Below are 23,850 nucleotides of genomic sequence, written 5' to 3'. Positions count from 1 at the left end.
ATAATTTGTGGATGACGGATTATCTCCAATAAAAAACGTGTGTGTTCTCAATGACATGCAGCACACCGGTTCGGGTGATAATACCCGAAGTCTGTAACATGGATTCCTTGTCTTTGTCTTTATCCGGATAGTCCTCAGGACGTGGCTCCGGATCCAGGCCATTGATCAGTTTTGTAATGGAGAGATAACGTACCGGTTTGGAAAAAACCTTACTATAATCCGTTGATTGTCTCAGGCGGATACCAAAGTCTTCCCCCTTTTGATTTTTATATACCTGTGCATCCAGCGACAGGTCATCCCGCACGATAGCACCTTTAAAGGTATAGGCCAGCAGGGAGTCCCGCAGTTCATTTACCGGAAAACTGTCCAATGTGTAGTAGATATTTTCATCCTTCTTTTCTTTCTGTAATTCGGTGGTCCTGCGTTTCACCAATTCACGGATCGCAAAATCTGTAGGTGCAAAAAAAGTGATGTTGCTGTTGATCTGGTCCTTCAGCCCTGCTTTGTTGATCAGCAGTATCAGGGTATCAAACAGCGGGTTTGTTTTCAGGTAATCGTAGGTGGTCAGGTCAGTACGCTCGTTGGTAATACTGCCGCCCATGAAATGATCATCTTTTTTGCAGGCAGTAGCCAATATAGCCAGCAACAACGCTGCCCATCCATATTTCAAGATTGATATTGTAAGTTTGTTCATACCTGTACTTTTAAGGATTGATGAGGAGGTATCCGGTGTTATTTCACTTTACCCAACCAGAATTTGTTTTGTGTGATGACTGTGTTATTCAGGAATAATTTCCTGGATACCGGCCACTTCCAGCCTTCGGCATTATAACGGCTTTGTCCGAACTTGTTGTTCTCTTCCGTAGCCAGATAACCCGTACGTACCAGGTCATACCAGCGTTGTCCTTCTGCATATAATTCGCGGGTACGTTCTGCAAATACTTCATACCGGATATCTCCGTTCCCATCAGATGGCGAAGCGCCTGCGCGGATTCTTACCGCATTCACATCTTTCAATGCCGCACCAATGTTGCCCTGATCGGCATAGGCTTCTGCACGCAGCAGCAGCAGATCCGCATAACGCATCAGTATCAGGTTGGCATCTACCGCCGCATCAGAAAAATTACCCGGATTTTTATAGTAAATATTTTCACGGTTAGGACCGGAAAATTTACAGATCACTATTTTTTCCGGTTCGGCTGCTTTCAGGCCGGAGAAATAGTATTGCAGCCGCAGGTCGTCTTCTTCATACAAACGGTCTACCAGTGCTTTGTTGAGCACATCCGGTTTGCTGGTTTTATTCTGGATGAAAGGCGTTTTCATGATAGAATAGTAGAAGCCTTTTTGTACCTGTTGCTCTCCGTCAGCTACCTGCATATTCAGTTCAAAAATGCCTTCCGCCGTTTTACCGCGGAATATTTTAGGGTAGGATGCCGCCGGCAACAACTGATACTGGCCACTTTTCTCAAGGGAGTCTACCGCTGCAATGGCATTGGTCCGATCCGTTGCTACCGTGCCTTTGTTCAGGAAGTTTTTCCACATATACACATGCGCCAGTAAGCCGAAGGCTGCACCTCTGTTGGCTCTTACCGCCCGTTCCATCCCATTTTTATATTCCCATGGCAACAGGGAAATAGCTTTTTTCAGGTCTTCCACACAGTTATCCAGCACTACTTTTTCGTTGGTACGCGGTACATTCTGTGCTTGCGCCGGATCACCGTCAAACTTCGTCACCAGGGGTACATCGCCCCATAAACGTACCATATAGAAGTAGCTGTAGGCGCGCAGGAAATAAGCCTCTCCCAGCAAACGGTTACGGGTACGGGCGGGCGACTCCGTGAACTGTTCGTTCGGAATACCCGGCAGATAGTGCAGGATGAGATTCGCCTGGGTCACTACCTTAAAATAAGGCGACCAGTCGTGATAAGCATCCAGGTAACTGCCGATAAAATTTGCCGTAGACAGCTCTCCGTTGCTTTTCACCAGGAAGCCCAAATCATATTGACGATAATCATCAAACTCAAACGCCGGTAAAGTACCATAGGCGAAATGAGACAGGTTCATATCATATTCATTATTCGTAGTCAGCGCCCGGCGTAACAAGGCGTAACCACCGGCTACTCCCTGCTCTGCATCCCGCTGGTTTTTCCAGAAAACATTATTGTAGGGAGAGTTGATCGGCTCCTGGTCCAGTAATTTCTTACAGGCTACAAACGGTGACAACAGCAATCCGGCCGCTACTACTGTGAAAATATTTTTAAGACGATTCATATCAGACTTCTTTTAAGATTAAAAACCAACATTCACACCCAGGGTAAATTTCTTAGGTATCGGATAACCACCACCGGTATACGTACCTCTTTCATCTACGGCTTCCGCATCTGGTACACTGGTCTGCTGGAACATGGCTACGTTATCCATTACACCATATATCTGCAGGTTGCGCAGTTTGATTTTGTCGAGGAATTTGCGATTGAAGGTGTAAGACAGGTTCAGGTATTTGATACGGGCATAGTTGCCGCTTTCTACAAACGCTGTAGAGAAGGGCAGGAACTGGTAGTAGTAACCCGGTGCATAAGGAATCAGTTCGGAATACTTGTTCTGATCGCCCGGTTTACGCCAGGTATCTACTTTCGAAGGATCTATACCTGCAATGGAGCCAAAGTCGTTTCTTAATCCTTTTAACCGGTCTGACATGTATTTATTGTAGATATCGCGGCCCAGCAGGAACGTAACGAATACTTCCAGGCTGACACCCTTATAGGAGAAAGTATTGGTGAAACCACCGGTAACACTGGGGTTGGGATTACCGCCCCGTACTTTATCATTCCAATCCCACACATCAAAATCACCATTCTGATCTACCCAGATAAAATCGCCTGGTTGTACCGTATGGTTGCCGTTCCAATAAGTTAGCTTCTCACCGGTGTAAGGGTTGAAAGGAATATCCTGATCACTGCCATATACGCCATTGCTCTTGATCATGTAGAACTCATTGATCGGGCGGCCTTTGGTCAGGATATAGGTAATGCCCAGATTATCGTTGGACACTACCAGGTCGCGGTTACCATTGGGCAACTCGGTAATCTGGTTTCTGTTGAATGAAAGGATCAGGCGGGAATTCCACTGGAATGGTTTGTTGGGCGCAAAGATGCGGCCCTGGATCGTAAACTCGATACCGGTATTACGCAGCCCCACCGCATTGGTATTTACTTTATCATAACCACTGGTAGCTGGTAACAACAGGTCGAACAGGGTTTTGGATTTACCACGGTTATAGGCATCTACGGTAGCGTTTAAGCGGCCGTTGAAGAAGCTCGCATCAAAACCGATATTGGATTGAATGGATTGTTCCCAGGTTAATCCATCCTGCGCCACCCCATCTGCGAAGTTAGGCGTCACCGCATTCACCCCATTGTAGGTACCGCCGGTAGAACCACCATAGGTACCCTGGTTGATGCTGTAGGTATTGTAAGGCAGATAAAAACCACCGGGCAGGCTACCTGTAACACCATAGCTACCACGGAATTTCAGCATGTCCATCCATTTTTTCACGGGTTCCATAAATGGTTCATCGCTCACGTTCCAACCCACGGATACAGAGGGGAAGTAGCCCCAGCGGCTGTTACGGCCAAAACGGGAAGAGGCATCTGCACGATAGGCAAATGACAACAGGTATCTTTCTTTATAATCGTAGTTAATACGGCTGAAGAAAGACAACATACCTGCGGAAGAATAATTGGAACCGGAAACCAGGTTACCATAAACATCTTCGCGCAACAGGTAATTCACATTATATCCCTGTACTACTTTCACGTTGTCGTTGCCGAGTGCGCCGCTGCCAATACCGGTGTATTCATTTTTCACGTTGTTGATGGTGTTACCCAGCAACACGTTCAGGTGGTGTTCCTTGTTAAAGATGTTAGTGGTATAGTTCAGGGTGTTATCCAGGTTCAGGTTTTCGTAACGGGATTTATTGCTCTGTGCATACGACAGTCCCGCAATGTTCAAGGCGCCCGGCCGGAAGATATCACGGGAATTGACGCTCGACTGAATGGAACCTACCGACGAAAAACGCAGCTTACTGTTGATATCATAGTTAACTGTGAGGCTGGCCGTGATATCATCGTTGATGTTTTTATCGCGGCCACTGCTCAGGTCACCGGTAAAATTCTTCCGGTCAATATCTGTGATGTTCAGGAGAGAAGAAAGGTATTGTCCGTTTTGCAACGGAATCGCATCTTCACCGGGAAACTGGCCACGGCCACGGGATCTGTCGCCACGGCTCAAACGGAAGAGGGCATCCACGCTTAACCGGGATGACATCTTTACCCCCATGGCAGCAGAAATGGTATAACGTTTAAAACCGGTGCCTTTAATGCTACCATCTTCGTTATAATAGTTACCGCTGATCCGGTAGTTCATGAGGTCACTGGCGCCGGAAACAGACAGGTCATAGTTTTGCAGCGTACCGTTTCTGTAGAAGAGGTCCTGCCAGTCTACCGCCCCGTTGAATGCCGGATTCAGGCTGTCTGTCAGGATCATGGGCAGCACTTTACCCAGCAGTTCCGGGTGCAGGTGTTGCTGCAGGTAATCCATTTTGAATCTTCTTTCTTCTGCGCCACCAAATACTTTTTCAAACTTGGGTTTCTTTACCATCCCGGCATAGGTGGAGAAGTTCACCTGCGGCTTACCGGGCTTACCTCTTCTGGTTTTGATGATCACTACGCCGTTTGCGCCGCGGGAACCATAGATGGCTGCTGCCGAAGCATCTTTCAGGATGTCGATGGATTCAATATCGTTGGGATTCAGACCGGCGATGTAGTTGGTTCCGGTATTATCAAATGCCGCTGCATCATCCATGGAAACAGGAATACCATCTATCACAAACAGCGGAGAGCTGAGGGCGCGGGCATTGTCTGCCGACCGGCTGATGGAAGTATTTCCCCTGATCACAAAAGACCCGCGTACACCCGGTTCGCCGGTGAAGTTCTGTACGTTCAATCCGGCTGCACGTCCTTGCAGCAACTGATCGAAGCTAGGGGAAGGCAGGTTTTCAATTTCTTTACCCTTTACGCTGGCAACGGCCGCCGTAACGGTTTTGCGCTTTACTTCCTGATAACCGATAACGACCACATCTTTCAGGCTTTTGGCATCTGCCTTCATCGATATCTGGTAATTATCTCTATCGGTAATTGCAATGGTCTGCGTTTCATAGCCGATGAAAGAAACAGACAGTTTATAGGAAGTTCCTTTTAAGGTAAGGGTAAATTTTCCGTCAGGAGTGGTTGCTGCACCGTTATTGGTACCTGCTTCCTTCACAGATACGCCCGGTAATGCGCCTCCTTTTTCGTCTTTAACGGTACCGGAAATTTTTCGCTCCTGAGCCCATACCTGCAGGCATAGGAATCCCATGAGTGCTAATAATAGCCACTTTTTACACATAGATACTTGTTTAGAGATTACGCTGGAATAATCAGACTGGTTGATGAATGCTAATTGTTGTTCACTGATTTCACTGCCTATTTTTGTTTACACAAGGTGTTCCATTGTTCATGCGAGTTATTGCTATTCACTGATTTGGTTACCTGATTTGACAGATGTGTGCATACCCTGCCCGTCTGTTCATTGGTTTGCATTGTTCACACCGTGTTGTTACTGTTGAATGGTTTGCTACATACGTTCTTCGGTTGCCTGATGCGCCGCTTGTCAATACTGCTCACTGATTTTTTTTGTTACTTTGGTTGTCATCTGCACATCTCCCCGAAATTGCTCACTGATTTTTCCAATACGCCGATGTTCTCTGATGGTTGAATTACTTTGGTTGTTATTAACAGGTAGGTTGCTTGCTCACTGATTGCTTACCTGCTTTTTTATTCGATGCTCACTGGTTGTTCACTACTCCCGATATTCACTTTTTAAAGTGTCCGGGACGAAATTTATAAATGTTAATGTTTTCTTAAAAGCATTGACCCAACTTCTGACCATATCATGACAATTTTATTTTGATTATCGACCACAACCTTATCATGATACAAAAGATTTATTATTAATATTTTAGGGAGATAAATACCTCATTTTTAAAAATAAACAGATCAAAATACTATTATTAAATAGCAATATAACACCATTAAAATAGTCATATCAGGACAATTATATGATATTTCTTTTCTAATTATTGGACATAAAACATCCCCTGCCGATTGTTTACCCGTTGTTCTTCCTGTTATTTTTCTTACTCACCCTACCCCCTACACGAAATCAGGCACACCGTTCTTCCCGGCTTTATACCGCACATGCGATCTTATTTAGTATTTACCGTCCGCTAATTGACATTGACTGCCAACTATTATTTATTTTTGCCGGATAAACTTTGCTGCCTGAAAAAAGTACGGAAAATATTATCGATCGTGTTCCTGTGTTTGTTCGGCCTCCTCATTCTGATAGGGATACTGGTCAACATTCCTGCTGTGCAGAATTTACTGGTACATGAAGTAACCACCCGCCTGTCGGACCGGTTAAAAACAAAAGTCGCCATTGATCATGTGACCTTCCGGTTATTCAACAGCATGCTGCTGGAAGGAACCCTGATAGAAGATAAACATCAGGATACCCTCCTGTATGCAGGAAAACTGCAGCTCCGTATTACAGACTGGTTCTTCTTCCAGGACAAACCGGAAATAAAATATATCGGCCTGGAAAATGCGCGGATCAATCTCCTTCGCCCCCGGAATGATTCTGTCTGGAACTACCATTTTCTGGAAGAAGCCTTCGGCTCTTCCGAACCGGCATCTCCCAACAAATCCTCCAAAGGCATCTCCCTGGATCTGAAAAAAATCGATCTCCGGAACATAGCGTTTAACCAGATTGATGCCTGGGTAGGTGAAGACATGCGGGCCTCTGCCAAACGGATTCTCCTGGACGCCAAAAACCTGGACCTCCAGAAACATAATATAGACATCCAGGAACTGTTGCTGGACCAGCCTTATTTTGTGATCAGCAGTTATGCCGCCTCACCACTCCGCAAAAGACGCCCGCCTGCCGCCAGCGCACCTGCAGCAGATACCGCCAAAGTGCCGGAACTGCGCTGGAACAACGCCAACTGGAAACTGCTGGTAAAAGAAATCAGCATCAAAAACGGCTTATTTGGCGTAGATAACCCCGACGATACTACGAAAATAGAACCCGGTTATTTTGCACCGCATCATATCCGCTTTCAACAGATCAACCTGTCGCTGACCAATACCAGCCTGGTAAAAGACAGTATCATCGGCGACCTGACACTCAGTACCAAAGAGCGTTCGGGCTTTGAAGTAAAAAAACTCACCAGCCGCTTTAAAATGTCGCCGGTAGAAATGGAGTTTTCGATGCTGGACCTGGAAACCAACCGCAGTCACATCGGCGATTACTATACCATGCAATACAGTGATATCAGCGACATGAGTGATTACATCAACAATGTATTCATGCAGGCCCGCTTCAAAAACTGTAAATTGTCTTCCGACGATATCGCCTTTTTTGCACCGCCACTGTCTACCTGGAAAAAAGAAATTACCCTGACAGGCAGGGCCCGCGGACCTGTCAGCAACCTGAAAGCAGCAGATATTGACCTCCAGGCCGGCAACACCACCCGCCTGAAAGGCAGTCTCGAAATGCGTGGCCTGCCGGATATCTACGAAACCTTCATCGACTTCCATACCGACGAACTGGTGACCACCGGTAATGATGTAATGCAGATTATGCCGATCGTAAAAGATGTAAAAGCCATCCGCATGGACCGGCTCACGGCCATCCGCTTTCAGGGTAGTTATACGGGTTTCATCAATGACTTTGTGGCCTATGGCCAGTTCCGGACCAACCTGGGCAATGTCAGCTCCGATCTGAACTTCAAAACCAGCCGGGATGTACCGGTATACTCCGGTAGCCTCACCACCAACAACTTCGACATTGGTGCGCTCCTGGCCAATACCAACGTATCTACCGTTACGCTCGACGCCAAAGTAGACGGGGCCGGCTTCAACTTCCAGACACTCAAAGCCAGCGTAGATGCGGATGTTAAAAACATCAACCTCTATGGCTACTCCTATCGCAATATAAAAACCAAAGGAGAGATGAGCCGTAAGTTCTTCAACGGCTCCCTCACGGCCAACGATCCGAATCTGGATATGGACTTTGCCGGTACCATCGACTTCAATGAAGCCCTGCCGGTATTCCGTTTCAATTCCGAAATCCGGAAAGCAGACCTGAAAGCATTACGCATCACCGGCGACTCCATTACCCTGCAGGCCAAGCTAAACCTGAACTTTGCCGGTAGTAACATCGATAACTTCGACGGGAGCGCCCGCATGTTCGACGTATCCGTACATAAAGATGGCCGGCGGCTGGAATTCGATTCCCTGAATGTATCCACTCATCTGCAGGACAACATCAAAGTATTGGAAATGGCCGGCAGTGAAATGAGTGGCTATGTAAAAGGAGACTACAGTTTCCTGCAACTGCCCGATGCGTTTCATTTGTTGCTGTATAAATATTATCCCAGCTTTTTCAGCGCACCGGAAAACACCAACATCCGCCAGAATTTCAGCTTCGCCTTTCAATTCGGCGAAGTAGATAAACTGCTGAAAGGCTATACCAAACTGTTGTCCGGGTTCAACGGCTCCCGCGTGGAAGGCGCATTGAACACCAATAACGGCGGTGATCTGGCCCTGAATGTAAATATACCGGAAGCGGCTTACCTGCATTACCATGTACAGGACCTGCAGCTGAAAGGCACCGGTAATTTCAATAAAGTCAATATCAGCACCAGCATCGGCAAAGTGTTGTCCGGTAAAAATGTAATCCTGGAAAATCCGCTGATCCTGGCCAGTTCCGGTCATGATACCTCTTTTGTAAAAGTGGATATCCAGGCGCAGGATACCTCCTCCCTGGATGGTTTTTATGCCCGTATCATTACCGTACCGGAAGGCATAAAAGTCAACTTCCTGAACAGTGCTTTCACTGTAAATGAGCGCCAGTGGAATGTTACACCAGGCAATGAAATTTACTGGAGCAAACATTTCCTCACGGTGAAGAACCTGCGGGTTACCCGGAACGATCAGAGTATTACCGTAGAAACCAATGAATTTAATCCGGACGAATCCAAATTCATTGTGACGCTTAAAAATATTAACCTGGCGGATGTCATCCCTGCACAGCTGATCGCTACCCGCATTGAAGGAATTACTGATGGTACCATCAACATCGCAGATCCCACCCAGAACCTGGATATCAATACGGCACTCAGAACCCGGGAACTGCGTATCGACAACGATTCCATCGGGGTATTGAATATAGACGGGACCTATCATCATCGCACCTCCACGGCTACTTTTGCCGTGAAATCCGATAATGAAGGCAAGAGCTTCCTGGCCGAGGGCCGGGTAGGTTTATCTGCCACCAACAACGAACTGGCCGCCAATGTATCGCTCAATGGCATGTCGGTAAGCCTGCTGAATAAATACCTCACCGGGTATGTCTCCAACCTTACCGGCGCTGTCAGCGGGAAAGTAAATGTCAGCGGTACCACCAGCCTGCCTTCCGTAAAAGGGGCCTTACAACTGGATACCGTGGGCGTGACGGTCGATTACCTGGGTACCCGGTATCGTATTCCCAAACTGAACGTCAACATTGATGATAACCTGATCGAATTCGGCAATTTCAGCCTGATCGATAAATACAATACCAAAGGCACCGCCAATGGTTATATCAGTCATGATCATTTCGATAAGCTGAACTTTGACTTTGATGTTACCGGTAGAAAATTCCTCTTCCTGAATACTGCTGCTACCGATAATGAGTTGTTTTATGGAGATGTCATCGCAGATGGTAAGGTATATTTTTCCGGACCGCTCAATGATCTGCAGATGCACATCCTGGCCCGGCCGATCAAAGGCACCCATTTTTATCTGCCGATGTCGGACAGCAAGGATATCGGTAAATATGATTACATCACGTTCAAAACCTACGGTACCGAAATAAAGGAATCGAAGAAAAAGAAAGACAATACCAAACTGACCGTAAAGCTGGATATCGCCGCCAATCCGGATGCACAGATTGATGTTATCCTGGATGCCACTACCGGCGACATCATTTCGGCCAACGGTACCGGTAACCTGCAGATCGTGGTAAACACCGAAGGCGATTTCAGTATGTTTGGTAACTACGAAATCAATAATGGTTCCTACAACTTCACTTTCCAACGGCTCACCAGCTGGAAATTTGATATAGAAAAGAACAGTAGTATCACCTGGAATGGCGATCCGTCGGAAGCCAAAGTAAATATCAATGCCAAATACTCGCTGCCTAAAGTGAGTTTGTACAACCTGGTAGGACAGGCCGCAGCCGTAGCTTCTTCTGCGACCGACAAGCTGGCTACCCGTACAGAAAAAGTGGATGTAGTCATCAATTTACGCGGCGCCCTGCTGAAACCGGATATCGCCTATAATATATTATTACCGGATGTAGGTAGTCTTTCCTATGAGAGTGGGGTGGCTGCTAAACTGAAGGAAATCAACAACGATCAGAACAAGGCTTTGCTGCAGATGTACGGCCTACTGCTCTTCAACCAGTTCCTCCCGGACGATGCCACTACCAACGTCGGCAACGTGGGTATTACGGGTAAGAACAGTGTGGGCCAGGCATTGTCTGCCCAGGCTTCTGCGATCCTCAACAATATCACCAGCGCCCTGCTGAAAGGCAGCGGTATTGGGGTGAATGTAAACTATCGTGCCTATAACGTAGGTAGTCAGGATAATGCTTCCGTAGACCGTAACCAGGTAAGTGCCGGTATTACCAGCACGTTGTTCAACAACCGTTTCCGGCTGTATGCAGGGGGCGACTATGACTGGGGGAAAACGGCTACTTCTGCCAGCTCCAACCGGTTTGCGGGTGACTTCCGTATCGAATACCTGCTGACGCCTGATGGTCGTTTCCGTATCAATGCATTCAGCAAATCAGATTATGATATCTACAACCTGAATAACCGGACCAAATCCGGTGTGGGTATTTCCTATATCCGGGAATACAATCGTTTCAGTGAACTCTTCAACAACCGTAAACGGACGCCACTCCAGGATTCCCTGCGGAAAGCCCTGCCTAAGGAAGAGAAAGACACTGTGCCTGTGAAAAAAGATACCACAGGTACCCGTTAAGCAGCTCCTTATATAATAATATATACAGCCGGCAAGCGCGAAAAAGCACGCACTTACCGGCTGTTGTGTTTACGGCTTCACCGGCAATACTTTCGTATAGCTGTTGTCGTTATGTGTCACTTTTATGGCATAGTTCCCCGCAGGCAGGTTACCGGTATCCAGCGAAATCTGGTGGGTACCCGCTTCCAGATTGGCATCCAGCAGCCGGGCTACTTCCTGTCCGTTTTTATCCTGTACGGTAAGCCGGGTAGCGCCCTGCGTAGCCAGTACCAGGCTGATAGCCGTGATTTGCGGCGATGCCGGGGTTACTTCGATCTGTACAGCCGGCGCGGAGGCTGTAGCATCCGCGGTGGTAGCTGCGGCCGGAGCCGGACTGCTGCCACAGGTAGCATTCCCTTCTGCAATACAGAAATCAGCGAAACGTACCTGCTCATCCCGCATGCCGCTCACCAGTTTGCGATAGATTCCCCATTTGGGGCGGCAGAAGGTAGTACCATCCCGCCACATATCTATGTTATTATTGGTGTAGGTCAGCAGCGTGGTACCATCGCTTACCTTTTTAACGGTAATCTGGTAGGTGCCCGTAGTGGTGTACTTGATTTTCTCTGTTACTTCCACCCAGGTGCCTTTAAAAGCCGACAGCGGAGCCTGTGCCTTTTCGCCGCCACCGGGTTTGCCGGTACCGGGTGTATAGATGACCTGCATTTTCTGCGGGTTGCCGGCGCGGGGGGTGAGCGTCATCAGCGGAGAACCATCGTCGCCATCTCCGGCTTTGATCTGGTGCAGGTGACAGAAGCCGGAAGTCGGAATAAATCCTGCATCTATTTTAAATTTCCAGCGATAGGTAACCGTTTCACCGTAGGTTGCCTTTACATTATCCGGCGATGGATTGAATGTTTTGATTTCATTCCGCTGCCGGTCTGTGTTGGAACCGCAACGGTCATCATCCGGCGTCGTGTGGATATGAAAGACAAAGACATTTTTGTTCAGGTCTGTGTCAAATACTTCGGTGATGTGCCGGCCGAAGGCCTGGTGGCCACAATCCGGTACTTCGCTGGCAGTGCCTTTTCCCAGCACACTCTCTATCCGTTCGTAGGTGCTGCCCGGACCATCGGCGGTGAGGGTCACCTGCGCCTTACCGGAAAAAACGGATAACAGACAACAGCATACACCGGCTGCTGTTTTAGCATAAAGTTGCCATTGCCTTACAGGCGAAGGCAGGCTGACGGGAGATTTCATCAGGTAAATTTTTTGAGGTTTTCGATTCAGATAACGGGCATATGCAATCGATTGCTTATTATCATGAATTTAAGTAATATTATTGATAACACAAAATCAGGAGCTGCAGGAAAGGGTTAATAACAAACGGCTATCACGCCACTGATCAGTGGTGTGATAGCCGTTAAAAAATATCGGGAGATACGATGTACCTGATTATCCTTTCAGGATTTCGTGTCCTAATTTATCCCGTTTGGTCCGCAGGTAATTTTCATTGTGCGGGTTGGGATGAATTTCGATGGGCACGTTTTCTATTACTTCCAGGCCATAGCCACTCAGACCGGCTCTTTTGCGGGGATTATTGGTAATCAGGCGCAACTTGCAGATGTTGAGATGACGAAGGATCTGGGCGCCTACGCCGTAATCACGTTCATCCATTTTAAAGCCCAGTTCCAGATTCGCTTCCACGGTATCGAGGCCTTCTTCCTGGAGTTTGTAGGCTTTTAATTTATTCATCAAGCCGATGCCGCGGCCTTCCTGGTTCATATATAATATAAGGCCTTTCCCTTCTTTCTCCACCATTTGCATGGAAGCGTGCAGTTGTTCACCGCAATCGCAACGGAGTGAATGGAGGATATCGCCGGTTACACAGGAGGAGTGTACCCGTACCAGTACTGGTTCATCCGGTGTCCAGTCGCCTTTTTTCAGGGCCATATGGATTTCGCCGGAGTTGATTTGTTTGAAGGCGATGAGTTCAAAGTTGCCGTATTTAGTAGGCATTTGCACGCGTACTCCTTCTTCAATCAATGTTTCAGTACTGAGCATGTAGGTGATCAGGTCCTGGATGGAAATGAGTTTCAGATCGAACTTAGTGGCAATTTCCCGTAACTGCGGGAGGCGTGCCATGGAGCCATCTTCATTCATGATTTCCACCAGTACACCGGCTGGCTCGAAACCGGCCAGTCTGGCCAGGTCAATGGTAGCTTCTGTATGGCCTGCCCGGCGTAATACGCCGGCCGATTTGGCTTTTAATGGAAAGATATGCCCTGGTTTTCCAAGATCTTCCGGCCGGGTGGCAGGATCAATCAGGGCTTGTACTGTTTTGGCTCTGTCGTGGGCAGATATACCGGTAGTACAACCGTGTCCCAGCAGATCAATAGATACAGTGAATGGTGTTTGGTGTAGTGCCGTGTTATCACGAACCATCAGCTCCAGCCCCAGCTCTTCGCAGCGCTCCTCCGCCAATGGCGCGCAGATCAGGCCACGGCCATGCGTACTCATAAAGTTGATGATCTCGGGTGTGACGTTACGTGCGGCGGTGATAAAGTCTCCTTCATTCTCGCGGTCTTCATCATCTACTACGATTACCAGTTTACCGTTCTTTATATCTTCTATTGCTGCTTCTATTTTATCTAACATATTATATTCCCTCCTGGTCAAATATTGAATTGCGCAAAGTTACGACTTATACCTGTTAAAATGCAGGTTCCGATACACGTGCGGATTTTGTTAAAGAAATGTGGACATTGTGTTAATTATTATATAAACGTTAACACTTAACATATATTTAAAATAAAATATCAATTATACAATTAAACCCCTGTTAAGTTCACTGCCTGCGCCGGTTTCATTAATTAGCAAAATGAGCAATTTGACGAATGCTAAATTTTCTTCTTTTTCTTGAAAATTACTCCTGTTATCAGCCATTACAGTGAATTCCATCCAATTTTTATTGCGTTGTGCGAGTTATTCACAGGGGGCTTAACAATTTGTTAATGTGGAGTTAAATTTATGACAGGAAAATTAAGCAACTTTGCGCCATGAAACAAACTTCTCAAATCATGGGATTTAGAAAATTACTCTTTACCTTCTCATTGTTATTGTCAACTTTCCTTACCTATGCTCAGGTTACCACATCGGGTCTGAACGGTAAGGTAACCGGTACAGACAACGTAGGTCTGCCCGGCGCAACAGTTGTTGCGATTCATCTTCCATCAGGTACCAAATACGGTACAACCACTGATCCGGAAGGCTTTTATCGTTTGCCCAACATGAACGTAGGCGGACCATACAAAGTAAGTATTTCCTATATCGGATTCAACGAATTTACCCAGGAGAATGTCACCCTCGCACTGGGTCAGGCACTCAGACTGAATGCAAAATTGTCTGACAAAAGCCGGGAGATCAAACAGGTAGAAGTAGTTGGACAACGCAACAGTGCGTTCAACGCTAACCGCAAAGGCGCACAAACTGTTGTAAGCCGTTCCCAGATTGAGTCATTGCCAACTGTAGGCCGTAACTACACCGACTTTGCACGTCTGACCCCTCAGGCCAGACTGACCAAAGATGGTAGTGGTAACAACGGTATCTCCATTGCCGGTACCAACAGCCGTTACAACGCTATCTTCGTAGATGGTGCGGTGCAAAACGACGTGTTTGGTTTGTCCGACAACGGCGCTAACGGTGGCCAGATCGGTATCTCTCCTTTCAGCGTGGATATCATCGATCAGATCAACATCAACGTTTCTCCTTTCGACGTTAAACAAGGCGGTTTCGCCGGTGGTTCCATCAACGCGGTAACCCGTAGTGGTACCAACAACGTAGAAGGTTCTGCATACTATTTCTTCCGTAACCAGGACCTGGCCGGTAAAACACCAACCAACCTGAAAGATGTAACCCGTACCAAACTGGCGAACTTCACTTCCCAGACTTACGGTTTACGCGTAGGTGGTCCCATCATCAAGAATAAACTGTTCTACTTCTTCAACGCAGAATTCCAGAATGATGAAACCCCTCAGAACTTCAAATTTGATACCTACTCCAGAAATACAGACGGTACGCCAAAAGCAACTGCTGCTTCTGAAGCACTGCTGGGTCAACTCTCCGATAAACTCATGAAAATGGGTTACGATCCGGGCGGTTACCTCGATAACGTACGTAAAGTAAACGGTACCAAACTGTTTCTGCGTTTAGACTGGAACATCAACAGCGTACATAAATTCACCATCCGTCACCAATACACCAGAGGTGTAAGTACCAGCCCTGCCAACTCCAGCGCAACTACTATTCAGTTTGCCAACAGAGGTGTGTACTTCCCTTCTACTACCAACGCTACGACTGCCGAGCTGAAAAGCCTGTTTGGTAACAAGGCTTCCAACTCCCTCCTCGTTGGTGTGAACATTGTTCGTGACGACCGTAGCGTAATGGGCAACCCATTCCCGAACGTATTCTTCACCAAGGAATCCGTAGGATTTGGTTCTGAAGCCTTCTCCGCTGCCAACCTCCTGGCACAGAATGTTTATACTTTAACCGATAACTTCGAACTGTATAAAGGTAAACACACCATCACCATCGGTACCAACAACGAGTTCTATAACCTGAACAACGTGTTTATCCGTAACAACTTTGGTGCTTATACCTATGCAAACATCCAGGACTTCCTGGACGGTAAATCACCTACCCGTTTACAGCGTACTTTCTCTGCTGTTGATAATGGCGTAGGCGATAAAACAGATGCTGCTGCCAAACTGAAAGCTATGCAGCTGAGCGTTTATGCACAGGATGACTACCAGATCACCGACAACTTCAAATTATCATATGGTATCCGTGCAGATCTCCCGATCTTCCTGGACAAACCACGTGAAAATACCGGTTTCAACGAAAATGTACTGCCTAAACTGGAAGCTGCAGGATGGGATGTAAAAGGTGCACGTACCGGTGGAAAACCAGACAGCAAAATCCTGCTCTCTCCACGTATCGCCTTTAACTGGGACGTAACCGGAGATCAGCGTACACAGATCCGTGGTGGTGCCGGTATCTTTACCAGCCGTATTCCATTCGTATGGGTAGGTGGTATCTACAACAACAACGGTGTTACCCTGGGTGAACTGGATTACAGATACGATGCATCCAAACCAACGTCACCTACCAACCAGCCGATCAGCTTTATTCCGGAATACGATCGCCAGCCTTCTATCACGGCTGTTCCTTCCGGTCAGATCGACCTGTTTGCCAAAAACTTCAAATTCCCGCAGGTTTTCAGAACCAGCCTCGCTATTGACAGAAAACTCCCATGGGGTTTACTGGGTACCTTAGAAGGTATCTATACCAAAACACTGAACAACGTTAACTACTATAACCTCGCTTACGTAAAAAGCGGCGAAACGTTAACCGGTAGCGGCGATGATCACCGTCCTTTATACAAAAAACTGGGTACAGACGTACTGGGTGCATATCCTAACGTTTACTACGCAGAAAATACCAACAAAGGTTTCTCCTATAACCTGACTGCTCAGTTACAGAAATCATTCAACTATGGCCTGAGCGCAAGCCTCGCCTATACCTTCAGCCGTGCTAAAGGTCTGAATGATGGTCAGTCTTCTCAGAACTCTTCCCAATGGCGTATGCCAAACGTAAGAGGTAAAAACGACCTGGATCTTGCTTACTCTATCTATGACGCAGGTTCCAGAATCGTTGCCAACGTTTCCTATAAGAAAGAATATGCTGGTTTCATGGGTACTACCGTGAGCCTGTTCTACACCGGCCAGGCTGGTGACCGCTTCTCTTACGGTTACAGAGACAATGCCGGTAACCAGAACATCAACAAAGATTTACCAGGTAGTGGTGATGCTGGTCTGAGCATCATGTACATTCCAAGAAGTGCAGCTGAAATCAACCTCGTTGATTACAAAGCGAAAGATGGTAGCACTGTTACCAAAGAAGACCAGTGGAACAGACTGAATAGCTTTATCGAAAACGATAAATACCTGAGCAGCCGCAGAGGTGAATACGTTGAAAGAAACGGTGTAAGAACTCCGTTCACCCACATCTTCGACTTACACGTTGCACAGGATTTCTACATCAAACAAAGAAACGGCAGCAAACATATCCTGCAGCTGACCTTTGATGTATTCAACCTCGGTAACCTCCTGAACAAAGAATGGGGTAGAATGTACACCGCACGTCAGGGTATGAGCTACAACAACTATGGCCTGATCGACTTCGTAGGTTTCGAAGCAAACGGTACTACACCTAAATTCAACTACACCGGCCCTGCTGAGAAAAACAAAACGGTTGCACAGATCGATGATATCGGTTTACAGACCGCTCGTTGGCAAAGCCAGGTTGGTATCAGATACATCTTCAAATAATAGTTTACCAACTACATAAGAAAGGCCTCCGTGATATCACGGAGGCCTTTTTGTTTTATCCCCTATGCCCATCCGGAAAATTTTCCGGATGGCGTAAACCATCCATCCCGCTTTTACCTAATTTCGCTCCGCTAAAAAAACCGTCATCACTGAAAACAACAGCAGGCTTGCATATACCCGCTGTATCACCGAAATCATTACAAATAATAGCTGTCGCATCTTCATCATGAGCAACACCATCCACAAAGGCATTTGCCTGTGTCTCTTATCCGGACTGGGTATCACCACTCCCCTGCTGGCACAGCAACCTCCCGCACCAGGAAAAAAAAACAGTGACACCACCCGGCTGCAAACAGCCGCCACCCGCGCCCTGGGCGAAGTAGTGGTGACTGCCAGCCGCAAACCGGTAACCCTGGACAATGTACCGTCTTCCGTGACCATCATCAACCGGAAAACACTGGAAAATGATATGGCCATCAACACCGACTTTACCGACATCCTGACCCGCGAAGTGCCTGGCATGGCGCCCGGCGCACAAACCAACAGCAATGTAGGCCAGGGACTACGGGGTCGCGCGGTATTGGTGATGATAGACGGGATCCCGCAATCTACCCCGCTCCGCAATGCGGAAGTAGACCTGCGCGCCATCGATCCTGCCGTAGTAGGCAGCGTAGAAGTCGTAAAAGGCGCCACCGCCATCTACGGCAACGGCGCCACCGGCGGATTGATCAACTTTATCACCGCTTCCCCTGCTACCGACAAGATCCTCTCCGGTAAAACATCCTTGAATATGACCGGCTCCCTCACCAGCCTGAAAAACAGTGTGGGCGGCCGTATCAGCCAGCAGCTGCAGGGACGGTATAAAAAATGGGACTATCTCGTCAGTGGCGTATACGAACAAACCGGCGAATACAAAGACGCCAAAGGCCAGCTGCTGGGCCCCAATTACAGTCTTGGTGAAACAGACAGCTATAACCTCTTTGCCAAAGCCGGCTACCAGCTAAATTCCCGGCAACGGATACAGCTGATGTACAACTATTACCGCAGCCAGCAAAACTCCAACTATACCCTGGTAAACGGCAACTATGCACAAGGTATTCCTGCTACCGGTATCCCTGGTAAATCAACGGATGCCCCTACCGGTGCACAGGGTAACCATAACGTGCACCTCGTATACCAGGCCGATAGCCTGATCGGGCAAACCTCCCTGACCGCGGATGCCTATTATGCTTCCCGGAATGATATCTTTTATGTATCCCTGGGACGCTTCGATGGCGGCGACGGGCAATCCCATACCCTCGACCGGAAAGCAGGCGTACGCCTGCTTTTCAACACGCCGTTGCTACAGCACCACGGCTTTTCCGGCGCCCTCTCCTACGGGGCAGATGTGCTGCATAACGTCACCTCGCAGCCACTCATAGATGGGCGCGTATGGGTACCGGAAATGAATATGTTGAACTATGCCCCTTTTGCAGAAACTCAATGGAGCCTATGGCAGGACCTCATCGTAAAAGCAGGTATCCGGGTAGAGAAAGTGAACGTAAGTGTGGATGACTACACCACCCTGCGTATCACAGACAGCAAGGGCAAAACCATTACACCCAGTTTCCGCGTACAGGGCGGCGATCTCCGTTATACTGCTACGCTCTTTAATGCCGGCATCCGGTACAACCGGTTTCCTCTGCTGATGCCCTATGCCAGCTTCTCTCAGGGATTTTCGGTAGCAGATCTGGGCCTGGCATTAAGAGATGCCAAAGTGAATGACATTCGTAAAATCAATACCGAAGCGGTACTCGTCAACAATTATGAACTGGGTTTTGTCAGCGAATACCAGCAGCTCCGTTTTGAATGGAGCGGCTTTATCAGCACCTCTAAGCTGGGCGCCGAAATGGTATACGACAGCAAAACCGATCTGTTTAATGTAAGCCGCACACCGGAACGCATATACGGTTTTGAAGCCGCGCTGCAATACCGGGTGCTCCGTAACCTGGACCTCAGCGCCAGCTACAGCTACCTGGAAGGGAAATCAGACACTGGCCGCAGCGGGCACTATGATATGTACCTGAACGGCAGAAGAATTGCAGCCCCTAAAGTAACTGCCGGTATTGGTTACCGCCCCGTTGATGAACTGGAAGTAAGGCTGCAGTATACAGGCGTCAATGCCCGCAACCGTTTTGCCAGAAATGCCGCCGGCACCTACAATGGCAATGAAGGACCTGTGAAAGCGTATAACCTGGTTAACCTGCAGGCCAGTTACAAAGCCAGCAAACGCACCCTGGTCACATTAGGTATCGAAAATCTCTTCAATGAAGACTATTTCCCGGCACGTTCCCAGTGGTTTATGATTCCCGGCTTTTACTCAAAAGGCAGGGGAACCGCTTTTAATATAGGCATTGCTGTTAGCTACTAGCTTTTATATCTGCAGCTGTCTTTCCGCTAAAGAAAGGCAGCTGCAATAATACTTCCATCGCTGTTTTCCAGGTAGGTATATCATGTCTGCCGCCGGGTATTTCCAGGTAGTGCAAGGCAGTTGCCTCATATCCTTTCCTCTCCAGTTCTGCCAGCAGATCCCGGGTATCATCAATACTATCGATAATGCCGTTGTGGTTACGGTCTGCCGTTTCATCCGCAGTACCGCATTCAAAAAAAAATTGTAATCCAGGTTGGTAGCTACCTTCCCGGATCAGCCGGTGCATAATCCGGTCACGGTCATTCCGGTAGCCGGCATCCAGTGCCCGGCTCCGCCACCACAATGCACCGGAGAATACGGCGGCCAGCTGAAATATCTCCGGGTGCCGCCATACGATGTCCAGGGCCGACAAGCCGCCCAGCGAACAGCCGGCAAAAGCCCGCCGCTTAAATACTGCATCCGGATACTGCGCCGTCAGAAAAGGTAACAGTTCCCCGATGACAAAACGGGTGTATTGCCCTGCCAGCCGGCCTTGTCCCTGATAATCCAATATACCTGCCGTACCATATTCCTGCCGTCGTTGCAGACCGGCGTGAATACCCAGTACCCACACGGAATCAGGAATGGCAGATAATAATAAAGGCAGGTCCTGCCCGTCATTCATCAATAACAATACTTCCGGGTCGCCTGCCGTACAATACAGTTCCAGCACTACTTCCCGCTGCAGGAACAAAGATTTAACAAGATGTTGATGTCGTTGCACTGCAACAATTTACCGATAAACCAATAATCTTTTTTAAATTTAGCTAAATACTTTCCCGTGACCGAAAACTATTATAAATGGCATTCTCCCAATCTGGGAAAGGAATTCGAGATGTTGGTATTTGGCGACAGCGGATTTCCCCTGCTTCTTTTTCCTACCTCTATGGGCCGGTATTATGAAAGCAAAGACCGCGGTCTGATTGATGCCATCCGCTGGTTTATTGAAGAAGGCCGTATCAAAGTATATTGCCCGGATAGTGTGGATGCCGACAGCTGGTACAATAAAAATATTGCGCCGCAACACAGGGCGTATAACCATACCTGTTATGATAAAATGCTGGCGGAAGAAATATTGCCCCGCATGCAGGAAGAAACAGGCATTTCGCGTATTGCCGCCGCCGGCTGCAGCTTTGGTGGCTTTCATGCCGCTAACTTTGCCTTTCGATATCCCGACAAAGTATCTTATTTATTTAGCCTCAGCGGCATTTTTGATATCAAATTCCGCCTGGATGGCTATTATGATGATAATATTTATTTCAATAATCCGGCAGACTTTGTGCCGGACAATCAGCACGCAGACCTGTGGCGCATGGGCATTATACTGGGCGTAGCAGACAATGATGTCACCCGGCCGCAAAATGAACAGCTGTCTGGTATCCTGGCTGCCAAAAACATTTCCCACTGGCTCGACATCCGCCCGGATACCATGCACGACTGGCCCGTGTGGCGGGAAATGCTGCCGCACTATCTTTCACTCATCAAGTAACTGTTACATGAAAAAAATAGGCATTCTTTACGGACAGGAGAACACTTTTCCCCAGGCATTTATAGACCGGGTGAATCAGATTAATCCGCCTGGTATTTTTGCCGAACCGGTTACCATCGACAAAGTGATGCAGGGTACAGATAGTGGTTATGCTGTTATTGTAGACCGTATTTCCCAGGACGTACCCTTTTACCGGGCCTTCCTGAAAAATGCCGCAGCAGCCGGCGCAGCCGTCCTTAATAACCCTTTCTGGTGGAGTGCCGATGATAAATTTTTCAACAATGCCCTGGCAGCAAAAATCGGCGTACAGGTGCCCCGTACCGTACTGCTCCCCTCCTACGCACTGCCAGACGATACCACCAACGACTCTTTCCGGAACCTCATCTATCCGTTCGACTGGAATACCATCTTTGAATACGTGGGCTTTCCGGCATATATGAAGCCCTATGCCGGTGGCGGCTGGAAAAATGTATACCAGGTAGCGGATAAGGAAGACTTTTTCCAGAAACATGCCACCACCGGACAACTGGTGATGATGTTGCAGGAAGAAATAGAATTTACCCGGTATTACCGGTGTTATTGCATTGGCGGCAAGGAAGTACGCATTATGCCGTACAACCCCAAAAATGCCCCCCATTTGCGTTACCAGGCCCATTACAACGATACTCCCGCCCTGCTGGAGCTGATCACCCAACAGGTGATCGCCCTGAACCAGCACCTGGGCTACGACTTTAATACTGTGGAAATGGCGGTACGGGGAGAAACACCCTATGCCATTGATTTCTGCAACCCCGCACCGGATGCAGACATTCACTCCATCGGCGCAGATCATTTTGAATGGGTAGTGGAAACCAGCGCCCGATACGCCATTCAACGGGCTATCGCACAAAAACCAGGAAAAGATAATCTTACCTGGGGCAGGTTTATGAAATACCAGCCGGCCCGCTCCTCCAAAGCCGCTGATGCCGGTAGTCATAAAAAGAAGAAAGCCGCGCCAGCAAAAGAAAAAACAGAGACCACCCGGTCAAAAAAAGCAGCCGTGAAAAAAACCACCGTGAAAAAACAACAAAAAGAAAAATGAAATCGTTTTACTGGACTACATTTGCTATTGGCAACGCGTACTTACGCAGCGCCGGAAGCCATACACCTAACAGTATCATTCACGACGAAAGCTGACAGTGACATCACTGACTGCCGATAAAAAAAACCACATGTTTAAGGCGTTTACGCTGGGCATAGAAGAAGAATACATGGTAATGGACCCCTCCACCCGGGAGCTGCGGTCACATGAGCAAAAAATAGTAGAACAGGCACATAAGGTGATCACCGACCAGGTGAAAGCCGAATTTCACCAGGCAGTAGTGGAAGTGGGCACAAAAGTATGTGCCGATATAACAGAAGCCAGAGCAGATGTAGCACTGTTGCGCCGTACCATTGCCCAGATCGCCGGCGACCTGGGATTCAGTATAGGCGCCTCCGGTACCCATCCTTTCAGCAAATGGGAAAAACAACTTATTACGGATCATCCCCGCTATTTCGAAATCGTCAATGAAATGCAGGATGCTGCCCGCTCCAACCTGATCTTTGGCTTACACGTGCACGTAGGCATGGAAAACCGGGAAATGGCCCTGCATATCGCCAATTCAGTCAGGTATTTCCTGCCGCATATCTTTGCCCTCAGTACCAACTCCCCTTTCTGGGAAGGTAGGAACACAGGGTTCAAATCCTTCCGTACCAAGGTTTTTGATAAATTTCCCCGTACCGGTATCCCCGATTATTTTGCCAGCATAGAAGAATATGATAATTACATCAAACTGCTGGTAAAAACCAATTGTATCGACAATGCCAAAAAAGTATGGTGGGATCTGCGCGTACATCCTTTCTTTAATACGGTAGAATTCCGTGTCTGTGATGTACCCCTGACAGTAGATGATACGATCATGCTGGCCGGCCTCTTCCAGGCTGTTTGCGCCAAGATCTATAAACTGCGGATGCAGAACCTGAACTTCATCATCTATAACCGCGCCCTCATCAACGAAAATAAATGGCGGGCTTCCCGCTATGGTATTGATGGAAATCTTATTGATTTTGGTAAAGAGATCGAAGTAAACACACGGGCACTCATATACGAATTACTGGATTTCATCGACGATGTGGTAGACGAACTGGGTAGCCGGGAAGTCATCAACGCCACCGTTCGGCTGCTGGAAACCGGTACAGGCGCGGACAAACAACTCCGTGTGCTCGAAGATACCAACGATTTTGTGGCCGTAACAGACTTCATCCAGCAACAGTTTTTATACAACTGTTAAACCAGAAAGCTTTTACACTTTATGCTTTTACGCATTATGCGTA

Annotated in this window: 12 protein-coding genes; 6 read left to right on the top strand and 6 right to left on the bottom strand. The window is 47.8% G+C overall.

The genetic code is table 11. From position 1 onward, the window contains the following. Positions 1–19: 19 nt before the first annotated feature. Genes OL444_RS11450 through OL444_RS11440 form a run of 3 tightly spaced genes read right to left on the bottom strand, consistent with a single transcriptional unit; the run spans position 20 to position 5,445 of the window. Positions 20–694 carry a fasciclin domain-containing protein gene (locus OL444_RS11450; protein WP_264733068.1) on the bottom strand — a complete coding sequence of 225 codons (675 nt, stop codon included), beginning with the start codon at positions 692–694 and terminating at the stop codon, positions 20–22. A 38-nt stretch (positions 695–732) separates the two neighbouring features. After that, the gene (locus OL444_RS11445) at positions 733–2,271 is read right to left on the bottom strand and encodes a RagB/SusD family nutrient uptake outer membrane protein (RefSeq protein WP_264733069.1); all 1,539 of its coding nucleotides are present in this window, start codon (positions 2,269–2,271) and stop codon (positions 733–735) included. 18 nt (positions 2,272–2,289) lie between these two features. After that, positions 2,290–5,445: a SusC/RagA family TonB-linked outer membrane protein gene (locus OL444_RS11440; RefSeq protein ID WP_264733070.1), complete on the bottom strand. Its 3,156-nt coding sequence runs from the start codon at positions 5,443–5,445 to the stop codon at positions 2,290–2,292. Positions 5,446–6,410: 965 nt separating this feature from the next. Here OL444_RS11440 and OL444_RS11435 point away from each other — a divergent pair. Then, on the top strand, positions 6,411–11,189 hold the full coding sequence (locus OL444_RS11435; protein WP_264733071.1) for a translocation/assembly module TamB domain-containing protein: 4,779 nt from the start codon (positions 6,411–6,413) through the stop codon (positions 11,187–11,189). Positions 11,190–11,258: 69 nt separating this feature from the next. Here OL444_RS11435 and OL444_RS11430 read toward each other — a convergent pair whose 3' ends face one another. Next, positions 11,259–12,428, bottom strand: a complete 1,170-nt coding sequence (locus OL444_RS11430) for a heparin lyase I family protein (RefSeq protein ID WP_264733072.1) — start codon at positions 12,426–12,428, stop codon at positions 11,259–11,261. A 195-nt stretch (positions 12,429–12,623) separates the two neighbouring features. Then, entirely contained in the window at positions 12,624–13,826 is a 1,203-nt protein-coding gene (locus OL444_RS11425; protein ID WP_264733073.1) for a bifunctional 3,4-dihydroxy-2-butanone-4-phosphate synthase/GTP cyclohydrolase II, read from the bottom strand. 422 nt (positions 13,827–14,248) lie between these two features. On the opposite strand from OL444_RS11425, the gene OL444_RS11420 reads away from it, so the two are divergent. Continuing rightward, positions 14,249–17,557 (top strand): TonB-dependent receptor, encoded by a 3,309-nt coding sequence (locus tag OL444_RS11420; RefSeq protein WP_264733074.1) that lies wholly within the window; start codon positions 14,249–14,251, stop codon positions 17,555–17,557. Between the two features lie 226 nt (positions 17,558–17,783). Further along, positions 17,784–19,967 (top strand): TonB-dependent receptor, encoded by a 2,184-nt coding sequence (locus OL444_RS11415; RefSeq protein ID WP_264733075.1) that lies wholly within the window; start codon positions 17,784–17,786, stop codon positions 19,965–19,967. Here the strand turns inward: OL444_RS11415 and OL444_RS11410 are convergent. After that, positions 19,957–20,730, bottom strand: a complete 774-nt coding sequence (locus OL444_RS11410; RefSeq protein WP_264733076.1) for an alpha/beta hydrolase — start codon at positions 20,728–20,730, stop codon at positions 19,957–19,959. The two genes, OL444_RS11415 and OL444_RS11410, sit on opposite strands and share 11 nt — an antisense overlap. A gap of 57 nt (positions 20,731–20,787) precedes the next feature. On the opposite strand from OL444_RS11410, the gene OL444_RS11405 reads away from it, so the two are divergent. From OL444_RS11405 to OL444_RS11395, 3 genes are all read left to right on the top strand, one after another. Continuing rightward, positions 20,788–21,495 (top strand): esterase family protein, encoded by a 708-nt coding sequence (locus OL444_RS11405; protein WP_264733077.1) that lies wholly within the window; start codon positions 20,788–20,790, stop codon positions 21,493–21,495. Positions 21,496–21,502: 7 nt separating this feature from the next. Further along, positions 21,503–22,576, top strand: a complete 1,074-nt coding sequence (locus tag OL444_RS11400) for an ATP-grasp domain-containing protein (protein ID WP_264733078.1) — start codon at positions 21,503–21,505, stop codon at positions 22,574–22,576. Between the two features lie 130 nt (positions 22,577–22,706). Then, the gene (locus tag OL444_RS11395) at positions 22,707–23,807 is read left to right on the top strand and encodes a carboxylate-amine ligase (RefSeq protein ID WP_264733079.1); all 1,101 of its coding nucleotides are present in this window, start codon (positions 22,707–22,709) and stop codon (positions 23,805–23,807) included. Positions 23,808–23,850: the final 43 nt, after the last annotated feature.

The sequence above is a fragment of the Chitinophaga nivalis genome (assembly GCF_025989125.1).
GTDB classification, from domain to species: Bacteria; Bacteroidota; Bacteroidia; order Chitinophagales; family Chitinophagaceae; genus Chitinophaga; species Chitinophaga nivalis.
The sequence above is the reverse complement of the archived record's forward strand: the minus strand, read 5'-3'. Positions and strand labels throughout refer to the sequence as shown.

Bases quoted from the DNA above. Each gene is read 5' to 3' on its own strand.
- OL444_RS11445 (WP_264733069.1), bottom strand. From the start codon at position 2,271: ATGAATCGTCTTAAAAATATTTTCACAGTAGTAGCGGCCGGATTGCTG.
- OL444_RS11420 (WP_264733074.1), top strand. From the start codon at position 14,249: ATGGGATTTAGAAAATTACTCTTTACCTTCTCATTGTTATTGTCAACT.
- OL444_RS11425 (WP_264733073.1), bottom strand. From the start codon at position 13,826: ATGTTAGATAAAATAGAAGCAGCAATAGAAGATATAAAGAACGGTAAA.
- OL444_RS11430 (WP_264733072.1), bottom strand. From the start codon at position 12,428: ATGAAATCTCCCGTCAGCCTGCCTTCGCCTGTAAGGCAATGGCAACTT.
- OL444_RS11400 (WP_264733078.1), top strand. From the start codon at position 21,503: ATGAAAAAAATAGGCATTCTTTACGGACAGGAGAACACTTTTCCCCAG.
- OL444_RS11395 (WP_264733079.1), top strand. From the start codon at position 22,707: ATGTTTAAGGCGTTTACGCTGGGCATAGAAGAAGAATACATGGTAATG.
- OL444_RS11450 (WP_264733068.1), bottom strand. From the start codon at position 694: ATGAACAAACTTACAATATCAATCTTGAAATATGGATGGGCAGCGTTG.
- OL444_RS11440 (WP_264733070.1), bottom strand. From the start codon at position 5,445: ATGTGTAAAAAGTGGCTATTATTAGCACTCATGGGATTCCTATGCCTG.
- OL444_RS11415 (WP_264733075.1), top strand. From the start codon at position 17,784: ATGAGCAACACCATCCACAAAGGCATTTGCCTGTGTCTCTTATCCGGA.